Origin of the sequence: Amycolatopsis sp. NPDC058340, assembly GCF_042723975.1 — a bacterium.
GTDB lineage: Bacteria > Actinomycetota > Actinomycetes > Mycobacteriales > Pseudonocardiaceae > Amycolatopsis.
The window spans coordinates 1-22,974 of record NZ_JBHXIB010000071.1 but is presented as its reverse complement, the minus strand read 5'-3'; the positions used below and the strand labels follow the sequence as shown (position 1 = coordinate 22,974).

Here is a 22,974-nt window from a genome sequence, read left to right as displayed (position 1 = left end):
ATGCCCATCGGGCTGGATGAGATCAAAAGCCGCCTGCGGAGGTTCGCGACGGTCGAGGCGGCGGGTGTTTCGCCGCTGTACGAGCACCTGGCGGCGAAGGCGGCCGAGGACGACGACGTCGCCGGGTTGCTGACCGACGCCCGCGGCGGTGAAGCACGCGGAACGCTGCTCATGGCGACCGCGCACCGCCTCATCCAGGCCGACCCCATCCACCCGCTCTCGCGGTACTACCCCTCCGTCGGCGGTTTCGACGGCGTGGACTCGGAGACGTGGCCCTTGTTCCGCTCGTTCCTGCTGGAGCGGGCGGACAAGGCGCGCGCGATCATCTCCTCGCGGTACACGCAGACCAACGAGGTCCGCCGTGCCGCGCTGCTCTACCCCGCGGTGACGGCGGCGGCGAAGGAGGCGGGCGGCAAGATCGCGCTGCTCGAGGTCGGCTGCAGCGCCGGCCTGCTCCTCGGGCTGGACAAATACGCCTACCGCTACCAGTGCGACGGCGGCGAACAGCTCACCGCCGGGCCCGCGAAGACCGCGGTCGGCCTGCACTGCGCACTGGACCTCGCGCCCGGCGCCGTCACGCCGAAGGTGCCGAAGAAGCTGACGATCACCGCCCGCGCCGGCCTCGACCGCGCCCCGGTGGACCTGGCCGACGAAGACGAACTGGCCTGGCTCGAAGCCTGCGTCTGGGCCGACCAGCCGGACCGGATCCGGCTCCTGCGCACGGCCGCGGCGGCACAGGCCAAGCAGCGGCCGGAGCTGATCGACGGCGACGCCGTCGACGATCTCGCCTCGGCGGCCGCCACGCTGCCCGCAGACGCCCCGCTCGTCGTGCTGACCAGCCACGTGCTGGCGTACCTGGGGGAGCGGCGGGCCGACTTCATCGAAGCGCTCCGCAAACTCGCCGCCGAGCGGCCGCTGTGGTGGGTGAGCGAGGAGTTCTACGCCGCCGCGCTGGAGCCGCTGGTGCCCGGCAGGACCGATCTGGCCGAACCGGTGGACCAGGCCGTGCTCGGGCTCGTCCGCTGGGATTCCGGTGTCCCGGACGTGCGAGCGCTGGCCAGAACGGCTCCGCACGGGCAGCGGATGACCTGGCTGCCGGTTTAGCGTTTCCGCTCTCCGGAGATGAAGGGAAAGCGTCGACAAGGCTAATTTTCGCCTCTGGCGCCGCTTTATCCTCACGTCTTTCGCGAGCGCCCGGTCGGCAGCACTCCCCAGTCGCGGAGAGTGACGAACAGGAGTTCGGCCAAGCGACCGTCTTTGTCGAGTTCGATCAAGGTTTCGGCGTCGATCCACCGCGCGTCGGTGGCATCGTCCCCGGCACGGAGAGTGCCGCCGGCGACCGTGCAGGCGTAGTCGTGGATGTCGTACGGGCCGCGGCGGACGCTGCCGACAGGTGTGCCCGGTATCACGTCGAGCCCGGTCTCTTCGCGCATCTCGCGAATGACGGCCGCTTCGTCCGTTTCGCCTGGTTCGACGCGTCCGCCGGGAACCGACCACAGTCCACGTCCGGGTTCATTCGCGCGCCGGATCAGCAGAATCCGGCCGAGCTCGTCGTGGACGATGCCGCCGACACAGCGGACGGTGCTGTCCGAAACGGTGTTCATTCCCGAATGGTAGACGCGGGCTTCCTGACAATGGCTGTCCTGTACACGGAGAGTAGCCGTGCGGTACACTTCCCCTTGCCGGCTGACCCAAGCGCGGGACTTCTCTCCCGCGCCGGTGGAAGGTGCGGTACAAAATGAATGGTCAGTATCCGCAGTCAGTCACCGTAAGAGACAGGATTGATCGCTGTGAACGCGAAAAAGCTCCTCACTTTCGCAGGAATCGCGTTGGTGCTGTTCTTCGTGATCGCGCAGCCAGGCCAGGCCGCGGGCCTCGTGGGAAACATCATCGGCTTCCTGCGTGACTCGGCCGAATCGGTGATCACCTTCGTCAGCAACGTCTTCAGCTAGCGGGGGAGCGGATACTCTATCGGTATGTTCGCCCCACGCGATCCAGACGAGTATCTCCTCGACACCGAGCGGCGGGTCATCAGGGTCCGCCGTCACTGGGCGGTGCTCCTGTGGGACACCTTCGAGGCGGTGGCCTTGCTGGCCATCTGCGTCCTCGTGTCCTACCTGCTGCCGCCCGCCGCGTGGGTCATCCAGAACATTCTCTGGTATGCCGCGTTGCTCGTCATCCTGCGCTTCGCGTACGTGGTGATGGAGTGGTGGGTCGAGCGATTGGTCGTCACGGACAAACGGTTCGTGATGACGACCGGCGTCTACACCACCAAGGTGCTGATGATGCCGATCACCAAGGTCACCGACCTCACCTACGAACGTTCGGCGTGGGGCCGGATGATGGGGTACGGGACGATGGTGGTCGAGTCCGCCGGTCAGATCCAGGCGCTGAACCGCATCGACTACCTGCCGAAGCCGGAAGAGTTCTACGACACGATTTCCGAGCTCGTCTTCGGCGACAAACAGAAGCAGGCCGAGCGCTTTTCGATGATCAAGGCGCAGCGTGCGGCCCGCGGCAAGAAGAAGGTCGGTTAGCGCAGGTCCCGGGGTCGCTGTGACCTGGAGCATCGTCGATACTGAGCGGCGATGCGCATCGACCTGCACGCCCACTCCACCGCCTCCGACGGCACCGACAGCCCCGCCGGGCTGGTCGCCGCCGCCGCGAAGGCGGGCCTCGACGTCGTCGCGATCACCGATCACGACACCACGGCCGGCTGGGCCCCGGCCGCCGAGGCACTTCCGCCGGGGCTCACCCTGGTGCCCGGCGCCGAGCTGTCCACGATCTCCGTCGACCCGGTGACCGGGCGGCACATCAGCGTCCACCTGCTCGCGTACCTCTTCGACCCGGAATCGGCGGCGGTCGTCGCCGAGCAGACCCGGCTGCGGTCGGAGCGGCGATGGCGGCTGCGGGTGATGGCCGAACGGATGGCCGCCGACGGGCTCCCGGTGGATCCCGACGAGGTCATGTCGCTGCTGCCGGAAGACGGTTCCGCCGGACGGCCGCATCTCGCGCAGGCTTTGGTGCGCGCCGGTGTCGTCTCGTCGGTGAACGAGGCGTTCGCGAGCTATATCGGCAACGGCAGCGGCTACTTCGTGGCACGGCAGGACACGCTCGTCGAGGACGCGATCGACATGATCGCGGCGGCGGGTGGGGTCACCGTCATCGCGCATCCGTTCGCCTACACACGCGGGGCGACCATCACCGTGGACGTGCTCGCGGGACTGGCCGAATACGGGCTCACCGGTGTCGAGGTCGACCACCCGAACCACGACGAGGAGACCCGCGTCCGGCTGCACGGGCTGGCGGGGGAGCTGGGGCTCGTGCGCACGGGTTCGAGCGACTACCACGGCACGAACAAGACCATCGATCTCGGCGACGAGACCACCGATCCGCTCGCGTTCGAAGAGCTCGTCGCGCGTTCCACCGGCTATCAGGTCGTGACCCGGTGACGATCACGGACTTCTTCGACGCGCGCCTGTTCATGAGCGCGACGATCACACTGATCGTCATCATGGACCCGCCCGGCACGGTGCCGGTGTTCCTGAGCCTGACCGGCCGCAAATCGGTGGCGTTCCGCGCCAAGGCCGCGCGGCAGGCGGTGCTGGTGTCCCTGCTGGTGATCTCGCTGTTCGCCGTCGCGGGACAGGCGATCCTTTCGTACCTCGGCATCGGGATCCCGGCGCTGCAGGGCGCGGGCGGGCTGTTGCTGCTGCTCATCGCGCTGCAGCTGCTGACCGGCAAGACCGGCGGCGAGGCCGAGGCGGCGGGCGACGACGTCAACGTCGCCCTCGTGCCGCTCGGGACGCCGCTGCTCGCCGGCCCTGGCGCGATCGCCGCGACCATCGTCTTCGTGCGGCAGGCCGATGGGCACGTCGGCGCGTACGTGGCTCTCGCGCTCTCGATCGTGACGGTGCACTTCGTGCTGTACCTGTGCATGCGGTACTCGGGTGTGGTCATCCGGCTGATCAAGGAAAGCGGGATCACGCTGCTGGCGAAGATCGCCGGTCTGCTGCTGGCCGCGATCGCGGTCGAACTGGTGGCGAATTCGGTGAAGGGCTTCATCTCGGGCACGTGATGCCTTCCGTGCGGAGGCTTCCCGGTCCCGGGTACGGCAGGAAGTGGTAGCAAAGGTCCCTTGCTGTCGTTCCGGCTTCGGTTGCGCGCCGTGAGGGCCTCCTTCCCTACCTTGAAGGTAGGGAAGGAGGCCCTCACGGACTCTGGGTCCCTCAAGGCGACCTTCACGGACTGCCGCATCGCCTCAAGCGCTCCAGTAGCCACATCGGGGTGCGGCTCGCCTGAGGCCTGAGGTGGTAGCAAAGGTCCCTTGCTCCCCTTGCCGGGGATCCCCTCGAAAAGTGTCGGTGGGGGTGCGTAGCGTTGCGAGCGGGGTGATCCGATGGAGCAGATTGGTTTCGACTTCGGCGTCGAAGCGCCGCGCAAGCTGACGAAGGTCTCGCCCGCGCGCCTCGCGACGTTCGAAGATTGCCCGCGCCGCTACCGCATGTCGTATCTGGACCGCCCGTCCCCGGCACGCACCGGCGCGTGGGCGCACAGCACGCTGGGTGCGGTGGTGCACAACGCTTTGCGGGCGTTGTTCGACCTCCCTGTGGTCAAACGCGTGCCGCAGCGGGCGATGGCGCTCGTCGCCGAACACTGGAAGGACGCCGGGTTCGAAGACGCCGACCAGGCCGCCCGGTACCGCGCCAGGGCCAAGGGCTGGGTCGCGGAGTACGTCGAGCACAACGACGTCACCGTCGATCCGGTCGGGCTGGAGCGCTGGGTTTCGGCGCCGGTCACGCTCGAGCCGGGCAGCGGGCCCAGCCTCATCATCGAGGGCCGCGCGGACCGGATCGACCAGCGTGGCCGGGAACTGGTGATCATCGACTACAAGACCGGCCGTCGCGAGCCGGACGAGTACGAGGCGCGCTCGTCGCAGGCTTTGGCGCTGTACGCGGTCGCGGCCGCGAGGACACTGCGGACGCCGTGCTATCAGGTCGAGCTGCACCACGTGCCCACTGGGACCGTCGCGGCCGCCGAGCACACCGAGGAGAGCCTCAAACGGCATCTCCAACGCGCCGACGAGACCGCCGGAGATCTGCGGCTGGCAACGGATACCCTGGACGCCGGCGGCGACGAGGACGTCCTGTTCCCGGCGCGCCCGGGCCGTCGTTGCTCATGGTGTGACTTCCGGCCCAGTTGCGCGGCGGGCCAGGAGGCCGGGCCCGCGGCTCAGCCGTGGGAGCTGCTGGCGCCCTAGATTCTCGAGAGACGACGATTGGACAGGCGAGGACGTGTCGTCACCGGACACCGAAGAGCTTGCGACCACCCCGCCGCCCGCGGAGGAGCCAGCAGCATCCGAGGGCGGCCGGTTCTGGCGAGGGCTGACCGGATCGCTCGCCGCCGGGATGGTCGTGCTCGCGGTGTGCGTCCTCGCGGTCGCCGGGATCTGCCTGCTCACCGGCGCGCCCGGGCCGGGGCCGCTGATGCTGATCGGTCATCCGGTCGCCGCGGTCGTCGCCTTGCTGGCGCAGCGGGTGGTCGATACGCGTAATGGCCGCGTAGCGGGCTTCGCGGGTCTCGGTGTCGTGGTGAGCGTGACGGCCGCGCTGAGCCTGTTCTGGTGGAGCTGAATACGGCAGGAAAGTGCCAGTTCGGGCGAAAAACCCATCCTCGGCTGAGAAACTGTGGCTCACTGGGCAGGTCGTAGATGAACACGCTGCCCCGCAGCGAGGACGAAGGGCACCGTTGATGACCTACCCACCCCAGCCAGGACAGCCCGACCACGGCCAAGGCGGGCAGCAGTACCCGGGCCAGCCGCAGTACCAGCAGGGCGGGTACGACCAGAGCGGCGCGTACCCGCAGCAGCAGTACGCCGGCTACGGCCAGCAGCAGTACGGGCAGCAGCAGTACGGCCAGGGTTTCGGCGGGCCGCCCGCGCCCCCGAAGAACAACAAGACCGGCCTGATCGTGGGCATCGCCGCCGCTGCCGTCGTGTTGGTCACGTTGGGTATCACCGGATTCGTCGCTCCCGGGTTCTTCCTCGGCGACGACAAGACCGAAAAGGCGTCCGGCCCGGAAGGGACCGCGCAGGCGATCATCGACGGTATCAACGCCCACGATCAGAACGCGTTGACGGCGCTCAAGTGCAGCACCGCGGAAAAGGACATCGACCAGGTCATCGAGCGGGTCAGCGAAGCGTCGGACGCCTCGCTCGGCGCGGTCACGAAGGTCTCCGAAACCAAGTACACGGTCGCCGTCACGCTGAGCATCGCCGGCCGGCCTGGCACCGCCACCGGCACGCTCGCCAACGAAGGCGGCAAGTGGTGCTGGAAGGAAGTCAGCCGGCTGCGGACCAGCAGGACTTCGACGACGCGATGACGGCGAGCCGGTAGCAAGGGACCTTTGCTACCACTCGCCCGGTCACTTGAGGGCGACCAAGGTGGGGCCGCGTTGCTCCAGCAGCACCGGCCCGACCGAGGAGAGCAGCACGGGCCCGGTATAGCCGCGCCTGTCGACGCCGACGGTGCGGATGGTGGCGCCGGTCGTCTCGTCGAGCACGGCCAGCCCGCCCTGGATGGGCACGACCAGCTGTTCCCCGAAGGTCACGCCCGGACCGGTCGAGTTGTTCAGCGTCCAGCGCGGAGTGAGGTCGTCCCGCGAGAACGCCATGGTCTTCGAGCCGGTGAACCAGTAGACGCCCTGCGCGGTCCACGAGGTCGTCATGACACCGCCCACCGGATCCTGCGTGATGTCCGCTTCGGGCATGTCGAGCGGGTACGCCGACTTCTGCAGGCCGTCGCCGCCGTAGATGACCAGCAGTTTCTGTTCGGGCAGCACGATCAGCGCGAGATCGCCGGACATCGCGACGACCTTCGCGTTCTTCCCGGCGAGAACGGTGCTGTAGTCGACCTTCGGGTCGTCGGCCTCGTCGTTGGTCGCGCGGTAGACGGTGAAGCGGTCGGCCGGGTCGCCGGGACAGCGCTCGATCACGCCGATCTTGCCCGCGGACGCGGCCACCGTGCCGTAGGTGCAGCCCGTCCTCGGCTGCTTGTTCGGGTTCACGATGGCGGGGACCTGGCCGTATTCCATGCTCTTGACCAGGTCGTCGCGCCAGGTGTTCAGCAGTTTCCTGCCGGTCGTGGTGACGTGCGATCCGTCGACGACCAGCCTCGTCCCGAGTTCGGCGTCGCCGTTGCGCTGCGCGGTGCGGCGCCCGGTGCCCGCGTCGAGCTGGGTGACCTCGCTGCAGCCGGTGTCCTTGCGGTACACCGCGTCCACCTTGATCCCGGCGAGCGCGACGGTGCACAGTTCGAGATCGCGCGAGTAGCGCCAGCGGACTTCGCCGGTGTACGGATCCCGGCCGAGTACTTCGCCCTTGTCGGCGGTGACGACGCTGTTGGCTTCGCCGATCGGGACGGGGGTCGACGAGCTCGGCGCCTGCCACAGCTCGCTCAACGAGCCGGGGACCTGCGCCGGCGCGGGCGGGAGCCCGGGCGGCAGGGTGGTGGCGACCTGCGCGACCGTCGCCGCGTTGTCGCTGTTCACGCCGATGACGACGCCGGTGACCGCGACGACCACCACGATCGCCGCGGCGATCACGCGATCCCGTTTGCGGTTCCACGGCGAGAGCCTGGCGCGTTTCCCGCCCAGCGGCGGCTCGGTGGCCACCGGCTGGGCGGGTTCGGCGTCCAGCACGTCCTCGGTGCCGATCGCGTTTTCAGCCGTCTCCGGCTCGCTGCCGTCCGGCTGCCCGGGATCGGCGGGCACGGGCCGCGCCGGTTCGTCTTCCGGCGCGGCGTCCCAGCGTTCGCTCACGTGCCCCTAGCTCCCCATGTCCGCAGTATGAAAGCTCAGTCTGCCGACGCAGGTGTATCAGAAGTCGCCGACGGACGGCGACGGCGGCGTCGGCGAGCCGGACGCTCGGCGCTGTCGCCTGCCTCCTTCTCGACCGCCGGGCCGCTGACCTCGGGGCTCGGCTTCGCGGCACCGCGGCTGCGGCGACGGGTCCGCGTGCGGCCCTCCGCCTGTGCCTCGCCCTCGGTGCCTTCCGCCGAAGCCGCGGCGGCGTCCGCCGCTTCGATCTTGGCGGCCGCGTTCGCGCCGCCGCGGGTCCGCTTGCGCGGCGCGCGGTTGCGCTTGCGGGGAGCCTCTTCCTCGCCGGCCGCGCGACCACGGCCGCGGCGCTTGCCGCCCAGGTCCTCTTCGACCTCGGCCGAAAGACCGGCGCGGGTCCGCTTCGACAGCGGCAGGCGCCCGGTGGTGCCCTCCGGGATGCCAAGGTCGCTGAACAGGTGCTTCGACGACGAGTACGTCTCGGCGGGCTCGGGCATGTCGAGGCCGAGGGTGTCGGAGATCAGCTTCCAGCGCGGCTCCTCGTCCCAGTCGACGAGGGTGATCGCGACACCGGTGCGCCCCGCGCGGCCGGTGCGGCCGATGCGGTGGACGTAGGTCTTCTCGTCCTCCGGCGTCTGGTAGTTGATCACGTGCGTGACGTCGTCGATGTCGATGCCGCGGGCGGCGACGTCGGTGGCGACCAGCACGTCGACCTTGCCGGAGCGGAACGCGCGCAGCGCCTGCTCGCGGGCACCCTGGCCGAGGTCACCGTGCACGGCGGCGGCCGCGAAGCCGCGCTCGACGAGCTCGTCGGCGACCTTCTGCGCGGTGCGCTTGGTGCGGGTGAAGATCATCGTCAGGCCACGGCCTTCGGCCTGCAGCGCGCGGGCGATCAGCTCGGGCTTGTCCATCGAGTGCGCCCGGTAGACGAACTGGGTGGTGCGCTCGTGGATGGCGCCGGCGTCGTTCTCCTCGGCGCGGATATGCGTCGGCTGGGTGAGGAACGTGCGGGCCAGCGTGATGATCGGGCCCGGCATGGTCGCCGAGAACAGCATCGTCTGGCGCTTGTCCGGAACCATCCGCAGGATGCGCTCGATATCGGGCAGGAAGCCCAGGTCGAGCATCTCGTCGGCCTCGTCCAGCACCAGACCGCGGACCTTGCCCAGCACCAGGTGCTTCTGCTCGGCCAGGTCCAGCAGGCGGCCCGGGGTGCCGATGACGACGTCGACGCCGTTGCGGAGCGCCGCGATCTGCGGCTCGTACGGGCGGCCGCCGTAGATGGCAAGGGTGCGGATGCCGAGGTGCTTGCCCGCGCCCTTGAGGTCGTTCGCGACCTGGATGCACAGCTCACGGGTCGGCACGACGACCAGCACCTGCGGGGTGCCGTCGCCGGGGACCTCGACGCGGTGCAGCAGCGGGACGCCGAAGCCCAGCGTCTTGCCCATGCCCGTGCGGGCCTGGCCGATCAGGTCGTCGCCCGCCATGGCCAGCGGCAGCGTCAGCGCCTGGATGGCGAAGGTGCGCTCGATCCCGGCCTCGCCGAGGGCCTTCACGATCTCCGGCTTGACGCCGAAGGAGGCGAAGGTGGGGGATTCGGGTTCCACCGGTGCGCCCGCCTGCAGCGGGTGCGACGTGTCCAACGCCGCCGGGCCGGTCTCGCTGTGCTCCAGCGCGACGGCCTCCGGGACGCCGGTGGTGGTGTTCTCTTCGGTTGTGATTTCGTTCGTGGTCAGGGTGCTCGCCTCTCTCGTGACCAGCGCGCACTGCCCTGGTCACCGATCGACACTCGACCACGAAATTTCGCTCGGGCTCCGCGCTACTGGCGCTGGAGCGGCCCTTCGTGGGAATGCCGCAGGATGGCGTGCACGCACATCGTTCTTGTGCTGACCGGGGCCACACCGGCTGTCCTTCAGCCGCAGCGGCGTCCCGATCCGGGACGGAAGATCCGTCGTATCCGGCGGCCAGTCTACCTGATCTGCGGTTTTTCGATACCCCCCGCCGCGCCGACGAAGGTGGGATCGGTCTCTTCCCGGCCGGTCGGGTGTGTTCGGCGATACCCTTTCCGCCGTGACCGAGGCAAAGCAGATCAGTGAAGGCGTAGTCGATTTGCTCGGCGTACTCGCCTATGGGGAATTGTCCGCATTCGATCGCATGGCCGAGGACGCGCGCACCGCGCCGACGCTGTCCGGCCGGGCCGCGCTGGCCTCCATGGCGGCCGCCGAGATCGGGCACTACGACCTGCTCACCAAGCACCTCGGCGCGCACGGCGTCGCGATCGAGGACGCGATGCGGCCCTTCGTCGGGCACATCGACGCTTGGCACGCCTCCACGGCGCCGCGTTCCTGGCTCGAGTCGCTCGTGAAGGCCTACGTCGGTGACGGGCTCGCCGCGGACCTCTACCGCGAGATGGCCAGCTGGCTCGACCCCGAGACCAAGGATCTGGTGCTCACCGTGCTCGCCGACACGGGGCATTCCGCGTTCGCCGAACGCGAAGTCGCGGCCGGTATCGAGGCCGACCCGAAGGCGCGCGACAAGCTCGCGCTGTGGGGCCGCCGCCTGCTGGGCGAGGCGTTGACGCAGGCCCAGTACGTCGTCGCCGAGCGGGACGGGCTCGCCGAGCTGATCGTCGAAGGCTCGGGCGACCTTTCGGGAATCGCCGCGCTGTTCCGCCGGTTGCAGCAGGGGCACACCAAGCGCATGCAGGTGCTGGGGCTCGGCTGAGGTCACTTCGGCTAGCCTTGGCGCACCAGTAATTTCGAACTTTCAAGCGGAGGTCCCACGTGGAGGTCAAGATCGGCATCAAGGACACGCCGCGGGAGCTCGTGGTGTCCAGCAGCCAGTCGCCCGACGAGGTCGAGGAACTGGTCGCGAACGCCTTGAGGGCCGGCGACGGGATCTTCCGCCTCGACGACGAAAAGGGCCGTAAGTACATCGTGCCCACCGACCGGATCGCCTACGTCGAGATCGCGCCGTCGGATGTTCGCAAGGTCGGCTTCGCCGTTGGTGACTAACCCGATCGGGTTGTAGTCGGATGTCACAGTGGCGTCACCGCCGCGTCTCAGCCAGCTCTCAGATTTGATCGTCACGCTAAGGCGGGGACGGCAGGGGGCTAGCCGAGAAATGAGGTGGACGGCGTCACTGTGATGGACCGCGCGCTGCTCGGCGGCGTGCGCACTGTTCCCGAACAAGGCAAACGGGTCGCGGGGCGGCTGACCGGTATCGACGTCGCCCGCGGCCTGGCCGTACTCGGCATGTACGCGGTGCATGTCGGCCCCGATCCGGCCAAAGGCGGCGTCGGGGTGCTGTTCAAACCGTTCGAAGGTCACTCCGCGGCGTTGTTCGCGGTGCTGGCCGGGGTCTCGATCGCGCTGATGTCCGGCGGACGCCGTCCCAAAGAGGGCCGTGACCGGACCCGTGTCGCGCTGAAACTGGCGACCCGCGCCCCGCTCCTGGTGGCGCTGGGGCTGTGGCTGACCAGCCTCGAGACCGGTTACATGGTGATCCTGGCCTACTACGGGGCTTGTTTCCTCTTCGCGATCCCGTGGCTGCGCGCGGGTGCGAAGGCGCTCGCGATCGCGGCGGTCACCGTCGCCGTGGCGGGCCCGCTGCTCTCGCATCTGATCAGGGCGCAGCTGCTTCCCCGTGACCTGCTCTTCTTCGCGCCGGACCTGACCGCGGACGACGTCACCTCGACCGGGTTGCTGAAGGCCGCGACCGTCCTCGTCCTGACCGGCACCTTCCCCGCGTTGACGCTGATGGCGTACGTGTTCGCCGGGATGGCGATCGGGCGGATGGACCTGACGTCGCGCAGTGTGTGCCGACGGCTGTTCTTCGGCGGTTCGGCGCTCGCGGTGGGCGGGTACTTCGTTTCGTGGCTCGCGACCGGGCCACTCGGTGGCATGCAGGCGATCTATCGGTCGCTGGAACCGGCCGCGGCGCAGATGGGGATGACACCGCCGGAATTCCTGCGGCTGCACCAGACCTGGATCCACGGCACCCCGCCGACCACCAGCTGGGCCTGGGAACTGCTGCCGACGGGGACCTCGTACACGCCGTTCGACCTGCTGATCTCGATCGGGATCGCGGCGGCGGTGATCGGTGGCTGTCAGCTGCTGATGCCGAAGTTCGAGCGGGTGCTGCGGCCGCTTTCGGATCTGGGCGGGCGGGTGCTGAGCGCGTACGTGCTGCATTTCGTGGCGATCGCGCTGCTGTGGGACGAGAGCGACGGCGATTCGATCTTCAGCGTGCTGCACTTCGTCGAGTTCTCGGTGGTGGCGCTGACCGCCGCGGTGCTGTGGCGGAAGTTCATCGGGCGCGGGCCGCTGGAATGGGCGATGAACAAGCTGTCGAGCTGGCCGAAGTACGTGATGGCGGTGGCTCGGGTGCCCGCTCAACGGCGGGGCTGATCTTCGCGGCTCGTGAGTGGCAAGGACGGTTAGAACCGTCCTTGCCACTCACGAGGTCAGGCGTTGAGTTCGTTCAGCTCTTCGAGGCTGGTCGGCACGTGGAAGGGCGGCGTGCTGGTGCCCATGATGCGGTAGCGGTCCCACGGGTCCGGGTCGGAGAGTTCGCCCTTCGCGCTGTACTCGCCGGCGCGGATCTCGACGGCGGTCTTCTTGCCGCCGGCGGCCGCGGACACCTGCTCGTTGGTGGCGACCCGGCCGTACCAGCGGTAGTACCCGTCGATGGGCTGGAAGTAGCCCCGCAGGTCGACCGTGGTCGCGATCTCGGTCCCGTCGATCACGAGGACCGCTTCGCCGGAGTAACCGTCTTCGTCGTGCTCGCTCATTGCGCCTCCGATTGCTTCCGCATTTGGACGACCTTGTTCTCTTCGAGCGGCAGGTTCGGGTCGATGACGATGCCCTGCTGCCGGGAGAGGCCGTCGATCGCGGCCCAGATGATCTGCGTCAGGTATTCGACGACGCTGTCGCGGCCCATCGAGCGCCGGTCCAGCCACCATTCGCCGGTGCTCTGCACCATGCCGACGATGCCGTGCGCCCACGGCTCGGCGGCGCCGGAGTCCATGTTGAACATCCGCATGTAGTCGCCGAGCAGCGCGGTCAGCGCGGTGGCGATCAGTTCCTTGTCCTCGGCGACGACGTCGGCTTTCACGACCACCTTCTCCTGCAGGCCGCCGCGCGCGAGCAGGCGGTACAGGTTGGGGTGCTCCTCGATGACGCTGAAGAACGCGTCGAGCGCCATCCGGATCCGGGGGACCGGGGCGAGTTCGGAGTTGATGGCCGGGATCAGTCGCTGGAAGAGGATCTCCGTGCCGCGCTGCCCGAGCGCGACGTACAGATCCGCTTTGTCGTCGAAGTGCCGGTACAGCACAGGCTTCGTGACGCCCGCTTCGGCGGCGACGTCCTCCATGCCGAGGTCCGGCCCGTGGGTGTCGAGCGCGCGCAGGGCGGCCTCGACGAACTCCGCGCGGCGCGCGATCCGGTGCTTGCGCCAGCGGTCGCGACGAGCGTCACCCGTGTCGGCCTCACCCGCCGTGGGGTGCTTGCTCGACTGCTTGCTGTTGCGCTTGACACGTTCGATCACCCCAGTCATGCTACCAGAGGTAACTGTTACCACGAGTTACAGATAGGGGTGTGTCGGCAATGACGCGGGCGCTGAAGGAAACAGACCGGGAGAAGACGGCCGAGCGGCTGCTCAAGTCCTCCGCGAACAAGTTCTACGATCCCGACGTCGACATCGACTGGACCGCCCCGCTCGTCGACGGGAAGCGCTACATCCCGGCACACCGTTCTTCGCTCTACGGCACGAAGTTGTGGGACTCGCTGTCCGAAGAGCAGCGCATCGAACTCGGCAAGCACGAGGTCGCGAGCGTCGCCACGACGGGGCTGTGGTTCGAAATCCTCCTGATGCAGATGCTGCTCAAGGAGGTCTACGAAGAAGACCCGACCAGTTCGCACGCCCAGTACGCGCTGACCGAGATCGCGGACGAATGCCGCCACTCGACGATGTTCGCGCGGATGGCTTCGCGGATCGGCTGCCCGTCCTACGGGCCGGTGCCGTGGTTGCGGCGGCTGGCGAAACTGATGCCGACCATCAGCTACGGTCCCGCGCGTTACGGCGCGATCCTCGTCGCCGAAGAGGTTCTCGACCGGCTTCAGCGCGAGCAGATGAACGACCCGGACATCCAGCCGCTGGTGCGCATGGTCAACCGGATCCACGTGCTCGAAGAAGCCCGGCACGTCACCTTCGCCCGCGAAGAGGTGACTCGCGGGATGGCGAAACTGTCGAAGAAGGAAATCCTCTATCAGCAGTTCATCATCGCGCTCATTTCGTATTTCGTGACGCGGGCGTTCATCAACCCGAACGTCTACAAGGCCGTCGGAATCCGTCCGCGTGACGGCGTCGAGGCCGCGCTGAACAACCCCCACTGGCGCGAAAGCATCCAGTGGGCAGGCGAGAAGATCATGCCGTTCCTGCAGGAATCCGGGCTGGTCGGCAAGCCGGGCATGTACTTCTGGCGCAAGTCCTTCCTGCTGCCGGGGAAGCGATGAGGAGCGTCAAGCAGCGCGACGCCGTCTCGTGGGACCCGTCGCGGCGACATCGGTTCGTGACCGGTGACGGCACCGCCCTGCACGTCGAGCCGGGCGGGCCCGCCGACTCCGAGCTCACGCTGGTGCTCGTGCACGGCTGGACACAGGACCACCGGACCTGGGACGGCGTGGTGTCGCGGCTCGGCGACTCCGTCCGGACCCTGCGCTACGACCTGCGCGGCCACGGCGGTTCCGCGCCGGCGAAACCGGGGACGGCCACGATCGCGACCCTCGCCGACGACCTCGCCGAGCTGATCCAGGAGCGGGTTCCGAACGGGCCGATCGTGCTCGCCGGGCACTCCATGGGCGGTATGACGATCATGGAACTGTCCCGCAGGCATCCCGATCTCGTGGCCCGGCGCGTCGCAGGGGTCGCGTTCGTCGCCACGTCGTCCGGTGAGATGGACCGGATCACCCTCGGCCTGCCGGGGATCGCGGGCAGCGGCGCGGCGAGGTTCGAACGGAGGCTCGCGAAACTGCTCGCGAAGAACCGCCGGGACGCCTTGCCGCTGCCGCTGTCGGTGGTGCGGCCCGGTGCGCGGCTGCTCGTCTTCGGGCGGCGGCCTCAGCGGGCCGACGTGGACTCGGTCGCCGAGCAGCTGCTGTGCGCGCATCCGGCGAGTGTCGCGGGATTCCAGGACGCGATTTCGCGGCACGACTGCCGGGTGACGCTGGCCGCGCTGCAGGGCAAACCGGTGGTCGTGCTGGTGGGGGAGCGGGACCGGCTCTGCCCGCCGCCGCACGCCAAGGTCATCGCCGACGAGCTGCCGGAAGCCGAGTTCGTGCGCTACCCGGGGGCGGGGCACATGCTTCCGCAGGAACGGGCTCAGGAGGTTTCGGACCGCATCGCGGCACTCGTCCGCCGCGCCGCGAGGGTCTGAAAAGGGGAGCAAGGGACCTTTGCTACCACTTCTCTCGACATTGAGACAGGTGGTAGCAAAGGTCCCTTGCTCTCTTTCCGCAGGTCAGCGTGTCGCGAAAGCCACTTTCGGGACATCAGACGTCGCGAAAGTGGCTTTCGCGACGTGCGGCCGGAGCGGTGGTAGCAAAGGTCCCTTACTCCCTTCAGAGGTTCGTGTAGCCGTGGTCCAGCAGCCGCACGCCGGCTTCCCGGTAGGCATCCTGATCGTCGACGGCGAGCGTGCCCAGCCCGTCGACGTAGCGGTTGAACATGCAGAACGCGGCCGCGATCAGGACCGTGTCGTGGATTTCGACGTCAGTCGCGCCCTTCGCGCGGGCGGTCTCGATCAGCTCGTCGCCCACCGACTTCCCGCTTTCGCGAACGGCGAGCGCGACGTGCAGGAGTGCCCGCACCTTCTCCGACACAGGCGCGCCGTCGACGTCTTTCCAAGCCGCCTCCACGACCGGCATGCCGCCTTCGAGCGCTTCGGCGGCGACGGCGGCATGGCTGCGTGAGCAGAACGTGCAGTCGTTGCCGCGCGAGACGACCGCGCCGATCAGCTCGCGTTCGCCCACGCTGAGGCTGCTCGGGCCGCGAAGCAGCACCTCGGCGAGTTGCCCGAGCGGAGCCGCGGTCTCCGGCCGGTAGGCGAACAAGCCGGTGATGCCGGGAAGGTTCTCGTCGAGCGCGATATGGGGCATGGTGACTCCTCGCGGATCGGCAACGCGGTCGCTCGATTCATAGCCGAAACCCGGCTCGGCGCGCTGCCGCTGGATTGCTCGACAACGTGAGCGAGGGGGAATGGTGATCATCAGAATCCGGGGGCGTGCGCTTCCCGACGGCGAGTACGTCGATCTCTACGCCGACGGCGACCGCTGGACCTCCGATCCGGTCCCGGGGGCGGACCTGGTCGCCGAAGGCTGGCTCTTGCCGGGCCTCGTCGACGCCCACACCCATCCCGGGGCCGAGGAGCCCGGCGACCCGATGGACGAAGAGATCCTGCGTGCCGATCTGCGCCGCCACGTCGACGCCGGGGTCACGATGATCCGCTCGCCGGGGCTGCCCGGTGAGCCACCCGAGTGGTTCGGCGCCGAACCCGGCCTGCCCCGCGCGGTGCACGCCGGGCCGTGGATCGCCCAGCACGGCCAGTTCTTCGACGGCTGGGGACGCCGCGCCACTCACGCGGAGCTGCCCGGATTGGCCGCGGCGCAAGCGAAACGCACCGGTTGGGCCAAGATCATCGCCGACTGGCGGGTCGGGGACGACGCCGTGCCGCTCGACGTCATGGCCGCGGTCGCCGAGGCGGTGCACGCGGTGGGCGGGCGGCTCGCGGTGCACTCGCAGCACGCCGCCGGCGGAGAAGCGGCGGTGGCCGCGGGAGTCGATTCCGTCGAGCACGGGATGTGGCTCGATCCCGGCCACCTGCCGGACATGGCGGCTCGCGGCACCGCGCTGACCCCGACGCTTTCGGTGTTCCAGGCGGCGCTGGGGAGGGGGCGGAACCGCGAGGACAGTCCCCAGAAACGCTGGTTCGACGGCGGAGCGGAGGCGCATCCGGCGCTGGTCGTGGCGGCGGCGGAAGCCGGGGTGAAGATCCTCGCCGGGACGGATTCCCGGCCGCATGGCCGGGTCGGCGACGAAATCCGCGCGCTGGCGGAAGCGGGGCTGCGGCCGCACGACGCCCTCGCCGCGGGTTCGTGGTCCGCGCGCGAATACCTGGGGTTGCCCGGGCTGGTTCCGGGCGCGCCCGCCGACGCCGTCGTCTACGCGGAGGACCCGCGTGAAGACCTCGGACAGCTGGAGCATCCGGTCGCGGTGATTCTCCGGGGCGTCCGCGTCAGGTGAGCTAACGTGATCTTCTCGACTGGGGAGTTGAACGATGAAACGAAACAGATCGATCCTGTCCGTTTTCAGCCTCACCATCGCCGTGGTCCTCGGAGCGGCCCTGCTCACGAACTTGGGCGGCGAGACCACCGAAGCCGGGAGCGACGCGGAATTCACCGGCGCCGGCCGGGTCGTCATCCGTGACGCTTCGATGGTGCTCACGATGGATCCCGGCCTCGGCGAAGGACCGCTCGGCGCCCTCGCCGACGCCGACGTCGTGCTGGAAGGCGCCAAGATCAAGCAGGTCGGCAAGGACCTCGACGCGGGCACCGCGAAAGTCGTCGACGGCCGGGGCAAGATCGTGCTGCCCGGCTTCGTCGACCTGCACAACCACCTGTGGCAGTCGCTCATCCGCGGCTGCGCGGCCGACAAGGAACTCATCGGCTGGCTCGGCAAATGCGTCATCCCGCTGTACCGCGCCCCGGTGACCGACGCGGACGCGTACGCGGGCACGAAACTCGCCGCGGCCGACGTCGTCTCGACCGGCATCACCACGGTCACCGACTGGTCGCACGCGTTCAACACCGACTTCGCCAAGGGCGGTCTCCGCGCGCTCGGCGAGTCGAAGCTGCGGTTCCTCTACTCCTACAACGGCACCACCGATGCCGCGCTGCAGAACGAGATCCGCCGCGTGAAACGCGAGGTCATCGATCCGAACCCGTTGGCACGCCTGCAAATCGGCACGCATCCGTCCACAGGGAACTTCCCGAGCGTCGAAGCCTCGGAGAAGCTCGCACGCGAGCTCGGCGTCTCGTTGAACGTGCACCTGCTCGAATCGAAGGCCGATCTGACGGCGGGCCAGATGGACGCGCTCCGGCGCGCGAACGCGTTGCACTCGGGTCTGGTGGCGAACCACGTCATCCAGACCACCGACGCCGACCTCGACGAGCTCGCGGCCGCGGGGGTCAGCGTGGCGCACAACCCGCTGTCGAACATGCGGCTCGCGTCGGGTGTCATCCGGCTGCCGGAGATGAAGAAGCGGAACATGAAGGTCGGCCTCGGCCTCGACGGCGGCACCAACGACACGAGCGACATGTTCAACGTGATGCGCGCGGCCGTCGGTCTCCAGCGGGCGACCACGACGGATCCGGCGGTTTACCCGACCACGGCGGACGTCCTGCGCATGGCGACCCTCGGCGGCGCGGAGGCGCTCGGGATGGACAAGGAGATCGGGTCGCTGACGCCGGGCAAGCGGGCGGATCTCCAGCTCGTCGACGCCCAGGCGGTCAACTTCGCGCCGAAGGTGGACTGGGTGAATCAGCTGGTCTTCAACACCCAGCCCGCGAACGTCTCGTGGGTGTTCGTCGACGGCCGCGCCCTCAAGCGCGAAGGCCGCGTTGTCGGTATCGACACCGCGAAGGTCGTCGCCGACGCTCAGGCCGCCGCGGACCGGATCAAGAAGCTCCTGCCCTGACGCAGTTCGTCCTCTGAATGCGGTAGTTGCACGCGCAAGGACCGCATTCAGAGGACGAAACGCGGGGTCAGTGCTGGAGCGGGAAGCCACCGCCGATGCCTCGCCAGGCGAGGTTGGCGGTGAGCGCGACGGCCTCTTCGCGGCTCATCGACTTGTGGTGCGCCAGCCAGAATCGCGCGCTGACCTGCGAGAGGCCCACGAGGCCGACAGCGAGCAACCGGGCCTTGTCCTCGTCGAGGCCGGCGTCGGCGGTGATGGTCTCGGTGATCGCGTCGACGCTGGCCGACGTCGCCCGGTCCACCGCCTCCTGCACGGCGGGCTCGCCGCGCAGGTCCGACTCGAAGACCATGCGGAACGCGCCGGCGTCGTTGTTGACGAAGTCGAAGAACGCGCCGACGGTCGCCGGCACGCGCTGCTTGTTGTCCGACGTGGAGTCCAGGGCGTCCTTGACCCGCCGCACCAGTTCGTCGACGTGGCTCTCCAGCAGCGCGATGTAGAGGTCGAGCTTGCCGGGGAAGTGCTGGTAGAGGACCGGCTTGCTGACTCCGGCCTCTTCGGCGATCTCGTCCATCGCGGCGGCGTGGTATCCGTTCGCGGCGAACACCCGCTGCGCGGCGGCCAGCAGCTGGGCGCGGCGTTCCGTTCGGGGCAGGCGGACACCTCGGGCCTGCAGTCGCGCCATTTCTGTCATCGTTCCTCCAGTAGCCGCGGGCTCCGCGGGGCGGGGTCACCGCCGCGTGAAGTGAGCTCGAGATTACTCGCCGGTACAGCCGGACCGCCAAGGGTCGGGCATCCTTGGTGCTGTGTCTTCTTCAGTTTCCCGTGCCGCCGGGGGCCGCCCTCCGCTGACCCATGTGCCGCTGTCGCGCAGGTCATTGCCATCGCTGGACCCGGCGCCGCCCCCTTGGCCCGGGGAAACAATAGGTGTCGGCGGGGTGAAATTGCACATCCGCCGGACACCGGGCGGTCCCGAGACGGCCGTCTACGTCCACGGGCTCGGCGGTTCGTCCACGAACTGGACCGACCTAGCCGCCCTTTTGGCGCCCCAGGCCGGAGGCACGTCGATCGATTTGCCGGGTTTCGGCTATTCGGAGCCGCCCGACGGCTTCGACTTCAGCCTCGACGCGCACGCCGGGATCGTGGCGAGCCACATCGAGAGCCTCGAAGCGGGGCCGGTGCACCTGTTCGGCAACTCGATGGGCGGCGCCGTCGCGCTGCTCGTCGCGGCCCGCCGCCCGGAACTGGTGAAGACGCTGACGCTGATCTCGCCCGCGATGCCGGATCTCCGTCCCAGCATGAAACGGCTGTCCGACCCGAGGATGGCGTTCGCGTATCTGCCGTTGATCGGCCCGAGTGTGCGCCGCCGGCTGGCCGCGCTCGGCCCGCGTGAACGCGCCATGCAGGTCATCAAGCTGTGCTTCGCCGACCCGGCCCGCTTCGCCGAGAGCAGGCTGGACGAGCTCGAAGAGGAGCACAGCGCCCGCGCCGGGTTCGCCTGGGCCGCCCCCGCGCTGGCCCGCAGCACGTTCGGCATCTTCCGGACGTGGTCCGCGCGCGGACCCGCGTCGCTGTGGGCGGTCGCGCCGAACGTCGACGCGCCGACGCTCGTCGTGTGGGGGCAGCACGACCGGGTGATCTCCGTCCGGCGCGCGGAGCGCACCGCTCGGCTACTTCCGCACGCGCGGTTGCTCGTTCTGCCCCGAACCGGCCACGTGGCGCAGATGGAACGCCCGAATGTCGTAGCGAAGGCCGTTTTGGGGATGTGGGAATCGGTCGAATCGGGCACCTGGTAGCCCATTCGGGTGGGTGGGACACGCCGCGCGAAGCGCCGGTCGCTCACAACATCACAGTTCGGTTATGGCACCCTGGTGCGCGTGGATCGGGTAAAGCAAGGCGCGCAGGGCGAAGGTCGGCGGTCTCAGTACTCCGCATCCGCCCGCCGTCCGCCGCGCGCCCAGCCCCGGTCGTCCGACGTGCCGCGCACGGGCCAGTACCGGCCGACGCCGCCGCCGTCGCAGCGGCTCGACGAAGATCGCTATCGTCCCGGTGGCCGCCGGACCAGCGCCCAGCCGCTCAGCGCGTCCTGGAAGCCGCACGAGGCGGGCAAGGTCAAGGCCAAGGCCGCCAAACGCAAGGGCGGTATCGGCCAGTTCGCCAAGACCTACGGCTGGCGCGTCTACGCGCTGCCGATCCTCGTGGTGATCACCGCGCTGGTCGTGTTCAACACCGCCACCGGCCCGGCCGAGCCGATCGCCACCGACGAGCCGGGGCTCACCTCCGCCGACGGTTCCGCCGGCAACGGCGGCGAGCCGGGTGCCGGGGTGGACGGGGGCGGCGACGTCCTCCCGGAGAACCCGGCCAAACCGGTCGACCTCAAGATCCCCACCGCCGACCTGCCCAAGGGCGGCCCCTTCACCGAGTCCGGCAAGGGCACCTATCACGTGGTGCCGGGCAAGGGCGAAAAGGTGGGCACAGGCCAGCTGTACACGTACACCATCGAGGTCGAGGACGGCATCGACCAGGCCAGCTACGGCGGCGACGACAGCTTCGCCGCGATGGTGGAGGGCACGCTCTCCAATCCCAAGAGCTGGACGTGGGACGGCAAGAAGGCGCTTCAGCGCGTCGACGCGAGCTACCCGAACCCCAGCTTCCGGGTGAGTCTCACCACACCGAACACGACGCATCGCGCGGACGTCTGCATGTTCCAGATCACCTACGAGACCTCGTGCTATCGGTCGAGTTTCGACAAGCGCGTGGTGATCAACCTCGCCCGCTGGGTGCGGGGGGCGCTGGCCTTCGAGAGCGACATGACCGGGTACCGCCAGTACGCCATCAACCACGAGGTCGGGCACGCCCTCGGCGGAAAGCACGTGGGCTGCCCGGAGAACGGCGCGGTCGCGCCCGTCATGATGCAGCAGACCTTCGGTGTCTCCAACGACTTCGTGGCGCAGCTGAACAATCTCCCCGGCGGCGACCGCGGCAAGGTGCCCGCGGACGGCAAGGTCTGCAAGCCGGGCTCCTGGCCGAACCAGACACCTTAGCCCCAGGCCGTCTCACCTGCTGGAACATCCCAGGATATGAAACAGGGGAAGTCGTTTCCGCCTGTCCGTGTTGTAGATACTGGGATGCGACCCGCGATCCACGCGAGATGGAGGACCCGATGTCAGGCACGCTGCCGCCGCTCGTCGAGCCGGCCGCCGAGCTCACCAAGGAAGAGGTGGCCCGGTACAGCCGTCACCTGATCATCCCGGACGTCGGGGTGACCGGGCAGAAGCGGCTGAAGAACGCCAAGGTGCTGGTCATCGGTGCCGGTGGCCTCGGCAGCCCCGCGCTGCTGTACCTGGCCGCGGCCGGGGTCGGCACGCTCGGCATCGTCGACTTCGACGAGGTCGACGAATCGAATCTGCACCGCCAGGTCATCCACGGACAGTCCGACATCGGCAAGCTCAAGGCCGCGTCGGCACAGGAGACGATCGCCGAGATCAATCCGTTCGTTAAGGTGCACCTGCACACCGACCGACTCGAGTCGTCGAACGCGCTCGGACTGTTCGAGCAGTACGACCTGATCCTCGACGGCACCGACAACTTCGCGACGCGGTACCTGGTGAACGACGCCGCCGTGCTCACCGGCAAGCCCTACGTGTGGGGCTCGATCTACCGGTTCGAGGGCCAGGCGAGCGTGTTCTGGGAGGACGCGCCGAACGGCAAGGGCCTCAACTACCGCGACCTCTACCCCGAGCCGCCGCCGCCCGGCATGGTGCCGTCGTGCGCCGAGGGCGGTGTGCTGGGTGTGCTGTGCGCGTCGATCGGCTCGATCATGGTCAACGAGGCGATCAAGCTGATCACCGGTATCGGTGAGCCGCTGCTGGGCAGGCTCGTCAGCTACGACGCGCTCGAGATGAAGTATCGCGAGGTCAAGATCCGCAAGGATCCGGAGACCCCGAAGATCACCGAGCTCATCGACTACGAAGCGTTCTGTGGTGTCGTGTCCGACGAAGCCGCCTCGGCCGCTTCGGGAAGCACGATCACTCCGGCGGAGCTCAAGGCCAAGTTCGACAACGGCGACAACTTCGCCCTCATCGACGTCCGCGAGCCGCACGAGTACGAGATCGTGAACATCAAGGGCGCGACGCTCATCCCGAAGGACAAGATCCTCTCGGGCGAGGCGCTGTCGGAACTGCCGCAGGACAAGCCGATCGTGCTGCACTGCAAGTCGGGCGCGCGTTCGGCGGAGGCGCTGGCGGCGCTGCACAAGGCCGGGTTCAAGGACGCGACCCACCTCGGTGGCGGCGTGCTGGCCTGGGCGCGGCAGATCGACCAGAGCCTGCCGACCTACTGAGGTTTCTTTGCGCGTGAAGGCCCCCTTCCCTCGGCTCAGTCGAGGGAAG

25 protein-coding genes are annotated in these 22,974 nt (G+C 68.8%); 18 read left to right on the top strand and 7 right to left on the bottom strand.

Translation table 11 applies throughout. The features are described from left to right. Positions 1 to 1,104, top strand: a complete 1,104-nt coding sequence (locus ACFWIW_RS39220) for a DUF2332 domain-containing protein (RefSeq protein ID WP_378373122.1) — start codon at positions 1 to 3, stop codon at positions 1,102 to 1,104. Positions 1,105 to 1,175: 71 nt separating this feature from the next. Here the strand turns inward: ACFWIW_RS39220 and ACFWIW_RS39215 are convergent, their stop codons facing one another. Continuing rightward, positions 1,176 to 1,604 carry an NUDIX hydrolase gene (locus tag ACFWIW_RS39215; protein WP_378373121.1) on the bottom strand — a complete coding sequence of 143 codons (429 nt, stop codon included), beginning with the start codon at positions 1,602 to 1,604 and terminating at the stop codon, positions 1,176 to 1,178. A gap of 186 nt (positions 1,605 to 1,790) precedes the next feature. Here ACFWIW_RS39215 and ACFWIW_RS39210 point away from each other — a divergent pair, with 186 nt between their 5' ends. From ACFWIW_RS39210 to ACFWIW_RS39180, 7 genes are all read left to right on the top strand, one after another. Continuing rightward, positions 1,791 to 1,952, top strand: a complete 162-nt coding sequence (locus ACFWIW_RS39210) for a hypothetical protein (protein ID WP_005167589.1) — start codon at positions 1,791 to 1,793, stop codon at positions 1,950 to 1,952. A gap of 24 nt (positions 1,953 to 1,976) precedes the next feature. Beyond that, entirely contained in the window at positions 1,977 to 2,537 is a 561-nt protein-coding gene (locus ACFWIW_RS39205; protein WP_378373120.1) for a PH domain-containing protein, read from the top strand. A 51-nt stretch (positions 2,538 to 2,588) separates the two neighbouring features. Continuing rightward, a complete protein-coding gene (locus ACFWIW_RS39200; RefSeq protein ID WP_378373119.1) occupies positions 2,589 to 3,452 on the top strand; it encodes a PHP domain-containing protein in 864 nt (287 codons plus the stop codon). Beyond that, a complete protein-coding gene (locus ACFWIW_RS39195) occupies positions 3,449 to 4,078 on the top strand; it encodes a MarC family protein (protein WP_016331481.1) in 630 nt (209 codons plus the stop codon). Before ACFWIW_RS39200 ends, ACFWIW_RS39195 begins: the two co-directional genes overlap by 4 nt. Before the next feature lie 321 nt (positions 4,079 to 4,399). Further along, positions 4,400 to 5,260 carry a RecB family exonuclease gene (locus ACFWIW_RS39190; protein WP_378373118.1) on the top strand — a complete coding sequence of 287 codons (861 nt, stop codon included), beginning with the start codon at positions 4,400 to 4,402 and terminating at the stop codon, positions 5,258 to 5,260. A gap of 34 nt (positions 5,261 to 5,294) precedes the next feature. Next, positions 5,295 to 5,633 (top strand): hypothetical protein, encoded by a 339-nt coding sequence (locus ACFWIW_RS39185; RefSeq protein ID WP_378373117.1) that lies wholly within the window; start codon positions 5,295 to 5,297, stop codon positions 5,631 to 5,633. A 118-nt stretch (positions 5,634 to 5,751) separates the two neighbouring features. Next, on the top strand, positions 5,752 to 6,381 hold the full coding sequence (locus tag ACFWIW_RS39180) for a hypothetical protein (protein ID WP_378373116.1): 630 nt from the start codon (positions 5,752 to 5,754) through the stop codon (positions 6,379 to 6,381). A 42-nt stretch (positions 6,382 to 6,423) separates the two neighbouring features. On the opposite strand, the gene ACFWIW_RS39175 is transcribed toward ACFWIW_RS39180, so the two are convergent. Together ACFWIW_RS39175 and ACFWIW_RS39170 are read right to left on the bottom strand one after the other, a co-directional pair. Then, positions 6,424 to 7,818: a hypothetical protein gene (locus ACFWIW_RS39175; RefSeq protein WP_378373115.1), complete on the bottom strand. Its 1,395-nt coding sequence runs from the start codon at positions 7,816 to 7,818 to the stop codon at positions 6,424 to 6,426. A gap of 35 nt (positions 7,819 to 7,853) precedes the next feature. Then, complete coding sequence (locus tag ACFWIW_RS39170) at positions 7,854 to 9,440, bottom strand: DEAD/DEAH box helicase (protein WP_378373114.1); 1,587 nt, start codon at positions 9,438 to 9,440, stop codon at positions 7,854 to 7,856. 463 nt (positions 9,441 to 9,903) lie between these two features. Between ACFWIW_RS39170 and ACFWIW_RS39165 the strand changes: the two genes are divergently transcribed. From ACFWIW_RS39165 to ACFWIW_RS39155, 3 genes are all read left to right on the top strand, one after another. Next, positions 9,904 to 10,557: a ferritin-like fold-containing protein gene (locus tag ACFWIW_RS39165; protein WP_240595506.1), complete on the top strand. Its 654-nt coding sequence runs from the start codon at positions 9,904 to 9,906 to the stop codon at positions 10,555 to 10,557. 59 nt (positions 10,558 to 10,616) lie between these two features. Beyond that, positions 10,617 to 10,847 (top strand): DUF3107 domain-containing protein, encoded by a 231-nt coding sequence (locus ACFWIW_RS39160; protein ID WP_016331489.1) that lies wholly within the window; start codon positions 10,617 to 10,619, stop codon positions 10,845 to 10,847. A 114-nt stretch (positions 10,848 to 10,961) separates the two neighbouring features. After that, positions 10,962 to 12,242: a heparan-alpha-glucosaminide N-acetyltransferase domain-containing protein gene (locus ACFWIW_RS39155; protein ID WP_378373113.1), complete on the top strand. Its 1,281-nt coding sequence runs from the start codon at positions 10,962 to 10,964 to the stop codon at positions 12,240 to 12,242. Between the two features lie 56 nt (positions 12,243 to 12,298). On the opposite strand, the gene ACFWIW_RS39150 is transcribed toward ACFWIW_RS39155, so the two are convergent. Both ACFWIW_RS39150 and ACFWIW_RS39145 read right to left on the bottom strand, forming a co-directional pair. Next, positions 12,299 to 12,625, bottom strand: coding sequence for a DUF4873 domain-containing protein (locus tag ACFWIW_RS39150; protein ID WP_034313275.1), 327 nt, complete (start codon positions 12,623 to 12,625; stop codon positions 12,299 to 12,301). Continuing rightward, complete coding sequence (locus tag ACFWIW_RS39145; RefSeq protein WP_378373112.1) at positions 12,622 to 13,389, bottom strand: TetR/AcrR family transcriptional regulator; 768 nt, start codon at positions 13,387 to 13,389, stop codon at positions 12,622 to 12,624. The genes ACFWIW_RS39150 and ACFWIW_RS39145 overlap by 4 nt, the downstream gene beginning before the upstream one ends. A 50-nt stretch (positions 13,390 to 13,439) precedes the next feature. Here ACFWIW_RS39145 and ACFWIW_RS39140 point away from each other — a divergent pair, with 50 nt between their 5' ends. Together ACFWIW_RS39140 and ACFWIW_RS39135 are read left to right on the top strand one after the other, a co-directional pair. Further along, entirely contained in the window at positions 13,440 to 14,348 is a 909-nt protein-coding gene (locus ACFWIW_RS39140; protein ID WP_378373111.1) for a diiron oxygenase, read from the top strand. Then, complete coding sequence (locus ACFWIW_RS39135) at positions 14,345 to 15,268, top strand: alpha/beta fold hydrolase (RefSeq protein ID WP_378373110.1); 924 nt, start codon at positions 14,345 to 14,347, stop codon at positions 15,266 to 15,268. The genes ACFWIW_RS39140 and ACFWIW_RS39135 overlap by 4 nt, the downstream gene beginning before the upstream one ends. 184 nt (positions 15,269 to 15,452) lie before the next feature. On the opposite strand, the gene ACFWIW_RS39130 is transcribed toward ACFWIW_RS39135, so the two are convergent. Next, complete coding sequence (locus ACFWIW_RS39130) at positions 15,453 to 15,989, bottom strand: carboxymuconolactone decarboxylase family protein (protein ID WP_378373109.1); 537 nt, start codon at positions 15,987 to 15,989, stop codon at positions 15,453 to 15,455. A gap of 100 nt (positions 15,990 to 16,089) precedes the next feature. Between ACFWIW_RS39130 and ACFWIW_RS39125 the strand changes: the two genes are divergently transcribed. Further along, positions 16,090 to 17,133 carry an amidohydrolase family protein gene (locus tag ACFWIW_RS39125; protein WP_378373108.1) on the top strand — a complete coding sequence of 348 codons (1,044 nt, stop codon included), beginning with the start codon at positions 16,090 to 16,092 and terminating at the stop codon, positions 17,131 to 17,133. A gap of 34 nt (positions 17,134 to 17,167) precedes the next feature. Next, positions 17,168 to 18,586, top strand: coding sequence for an amidohydrolase family protein (locus ACFWIW_RS39120; protein ID WP_378373107.1), 1,419 nt, complete (start codon positions 17,168 to 17,170; stop codon positions 18,584 to 18,586). A 67-nt stretch (positions 18,587 to 18,653) separates the two neighbouring features. Here ACFWIW_RS39120 and ACFWIW_RS39115 read toward each other — a convergent pair whose 3' ends face one another. After that, entirely contained in the window at positions 18,654 to 19,277 is a 624-nt protein-coding gene (locus tag ACFWIW_RS39115; protein WP_037332079.1) for a TetR/AcrR family transcriptional regulator, read from the bottom strand. A gap of 244 nt (positions 19,278 to 19,521) precedes the next feature. Here ACFWIW_RS39115 and ACFWIW_RS39110 point away from each other — a divergent pair, with 244 nt between their 5' ends. The 3 genes from ACFWIW_RS39110 to moeZ all read left to right on the top strand — a co-directional run bounded on the left by ACFWIW_RS39110 (position 19,522) and on the right by moeZ (position 22,925). Continuing rightward, a complete protein-coding gene (locus tag ACFWIW_RS39110) occupies positions 19,522 to 20,379 on the top strand; it encodes an alpha/beta fold hydrolase (protein ID WP_378373106.1) in 858 nt (285 codons plus the stop codon). An 81-nt stretch (positions 20,380 to 20,460) separates the two neighbouring features. Beyond that, positions 20,461 to 21,627, top strand: a complete 1,167-nt coding sequence (locus ACFWIW_RS39105; RefSeq protein WP_378373105.1) for a DUF3152 domain-containing protein — start codon at positions 20,461 to 20,463, stop codon at positions 21,625 to 21,627. Between the two features lie 119 nt (positions 21,628 to 21,746). Further along, positions 21,747 to 22,925, top strand: coding sequence for an adenylyltransferase/sulfurtransferase MoeZ (gene moeZ, locus ACFWIW_RS39100; protein ID WP_378373104.1), 1,179 nt, complete (start codon positions 21,747 to 21,749; stop codon positions 22,923 to 22,925). The last annotated feature ends 49 nt before the right edge of the window (positions 22,926 to 22,974 follow it).

Excerpts from the sequence above, each read along its gene's own strand:
- ACFWIW_RS39220 (WP_378373122.1), top strand. The coding sequence starts at position 1 with ATGCCCATCGGGCTGGATGAGATCAAAAGCCGCCTGCGGAGGTTCGCG.
- ACFWIW_RS39215 (WP_378373121.1), bottom strand. The coding sequence starts at position 1,604 with ATGAACACCGTTTCGGACAGCACCGTCCGCTGTGTCGGCGGCATCGTC.
- ACFWIW_RS39205 (WP_378373120.1), top strand. The coding sequence starts at position 1,977 with ATGTTCGCCCCACGCGATCCAGACGAGTATCTCCTCGACACCGAGCGG.
- ACFWIW_RS39200 (WP_378373119.1), top strand. The coding sequence starts at position 2,589 with ATGCGCATCGACCTGCACGCCCACTCCACCGCCTCCGACGGCACCGAC.
- ACFWIW_RS39190 (WP_378373118.1), top strand. The coding sequence starts at position 4,400 with ATGGAGCAGATTGGTTTCGACTTCGGCGTCGAAGCGCCGCGCAAGCTG.
- ACFWIW_RS39180 (WP_378373116.1), top strand. The coding sequence starts at position 5,752 with ATGACCTACCCACCCCAGCCAGGACAGCCCGACCACGGCCAAGGCGGG.
- ACFWIW_RS39150 (WP_034313275.1), bottom strand. The coding sequence starts at position 12,625 with ATGAGCGAGCACGACGAAGACGGTTACTCCGGCGAAGCGGTCCTCGTG.
- ACFWIW_RS39145 (WP_378373112.1), bottom strand. The coding sequence starts at position 13,389 with ATGACTGGGGTGATCGAACGTGTCAAGCGCAACAGCAAGCAGTCGAGC.
- ACFWIW_RS39140 (WP_378373111.1), top strand. The coding sequence starts at position 13,440 with ATGACGCGGGCGCTGAAGGAAACAGACCGGGAGAAGACGGCCGAGCGG.
- ACFWIW_RS39135 (WP_378373110.1), top strand. The coding sequence starts at position 14,345 with ATGAGGAGCGTCAAGCAGCGCGACGCCGTCTCGTGGGACCCGTCGCGG.
- ACFWIW_RS39130 (WP_378373109.1), bottom strand. The coding sequence starts at position 15,989 with ATGCCCCATATCGCGCTCGACGAGAACCTTCCCGGCATCACCGGCTTG.
- ACFWIW_RS39125 (WP_378373108.1), top strand. The coding sequence starts at position 16,090 with ATGGTGATCATCAGAATCCGGGGGCGTGCGCTTCCCGACGGCGAGTAC.
- ACFWIW_RS39120 (WP_378373107.1), top strand. The coding sequence starts at position 17,168 with ATGAAACGAAACAGATCGATCCTGTCCGTTTTCAGCCTCACCATCGCC.
- ACFWIW_RS39115 (WP_037332079.1), bottom strand. The coding sequence starts at position 19,277 with ATGACAGAAATGGCGCGACTGCAGGCCCGAGGTGTCCGCCTGCCCCGA.
- moeZ (WP_378373104.1), top strand. The coding sequence starts at position 21,747 with ATGTCAGGCACGCTGCCGCCGCTCGTCGAGCCGGCCGCCGAGCTCACC.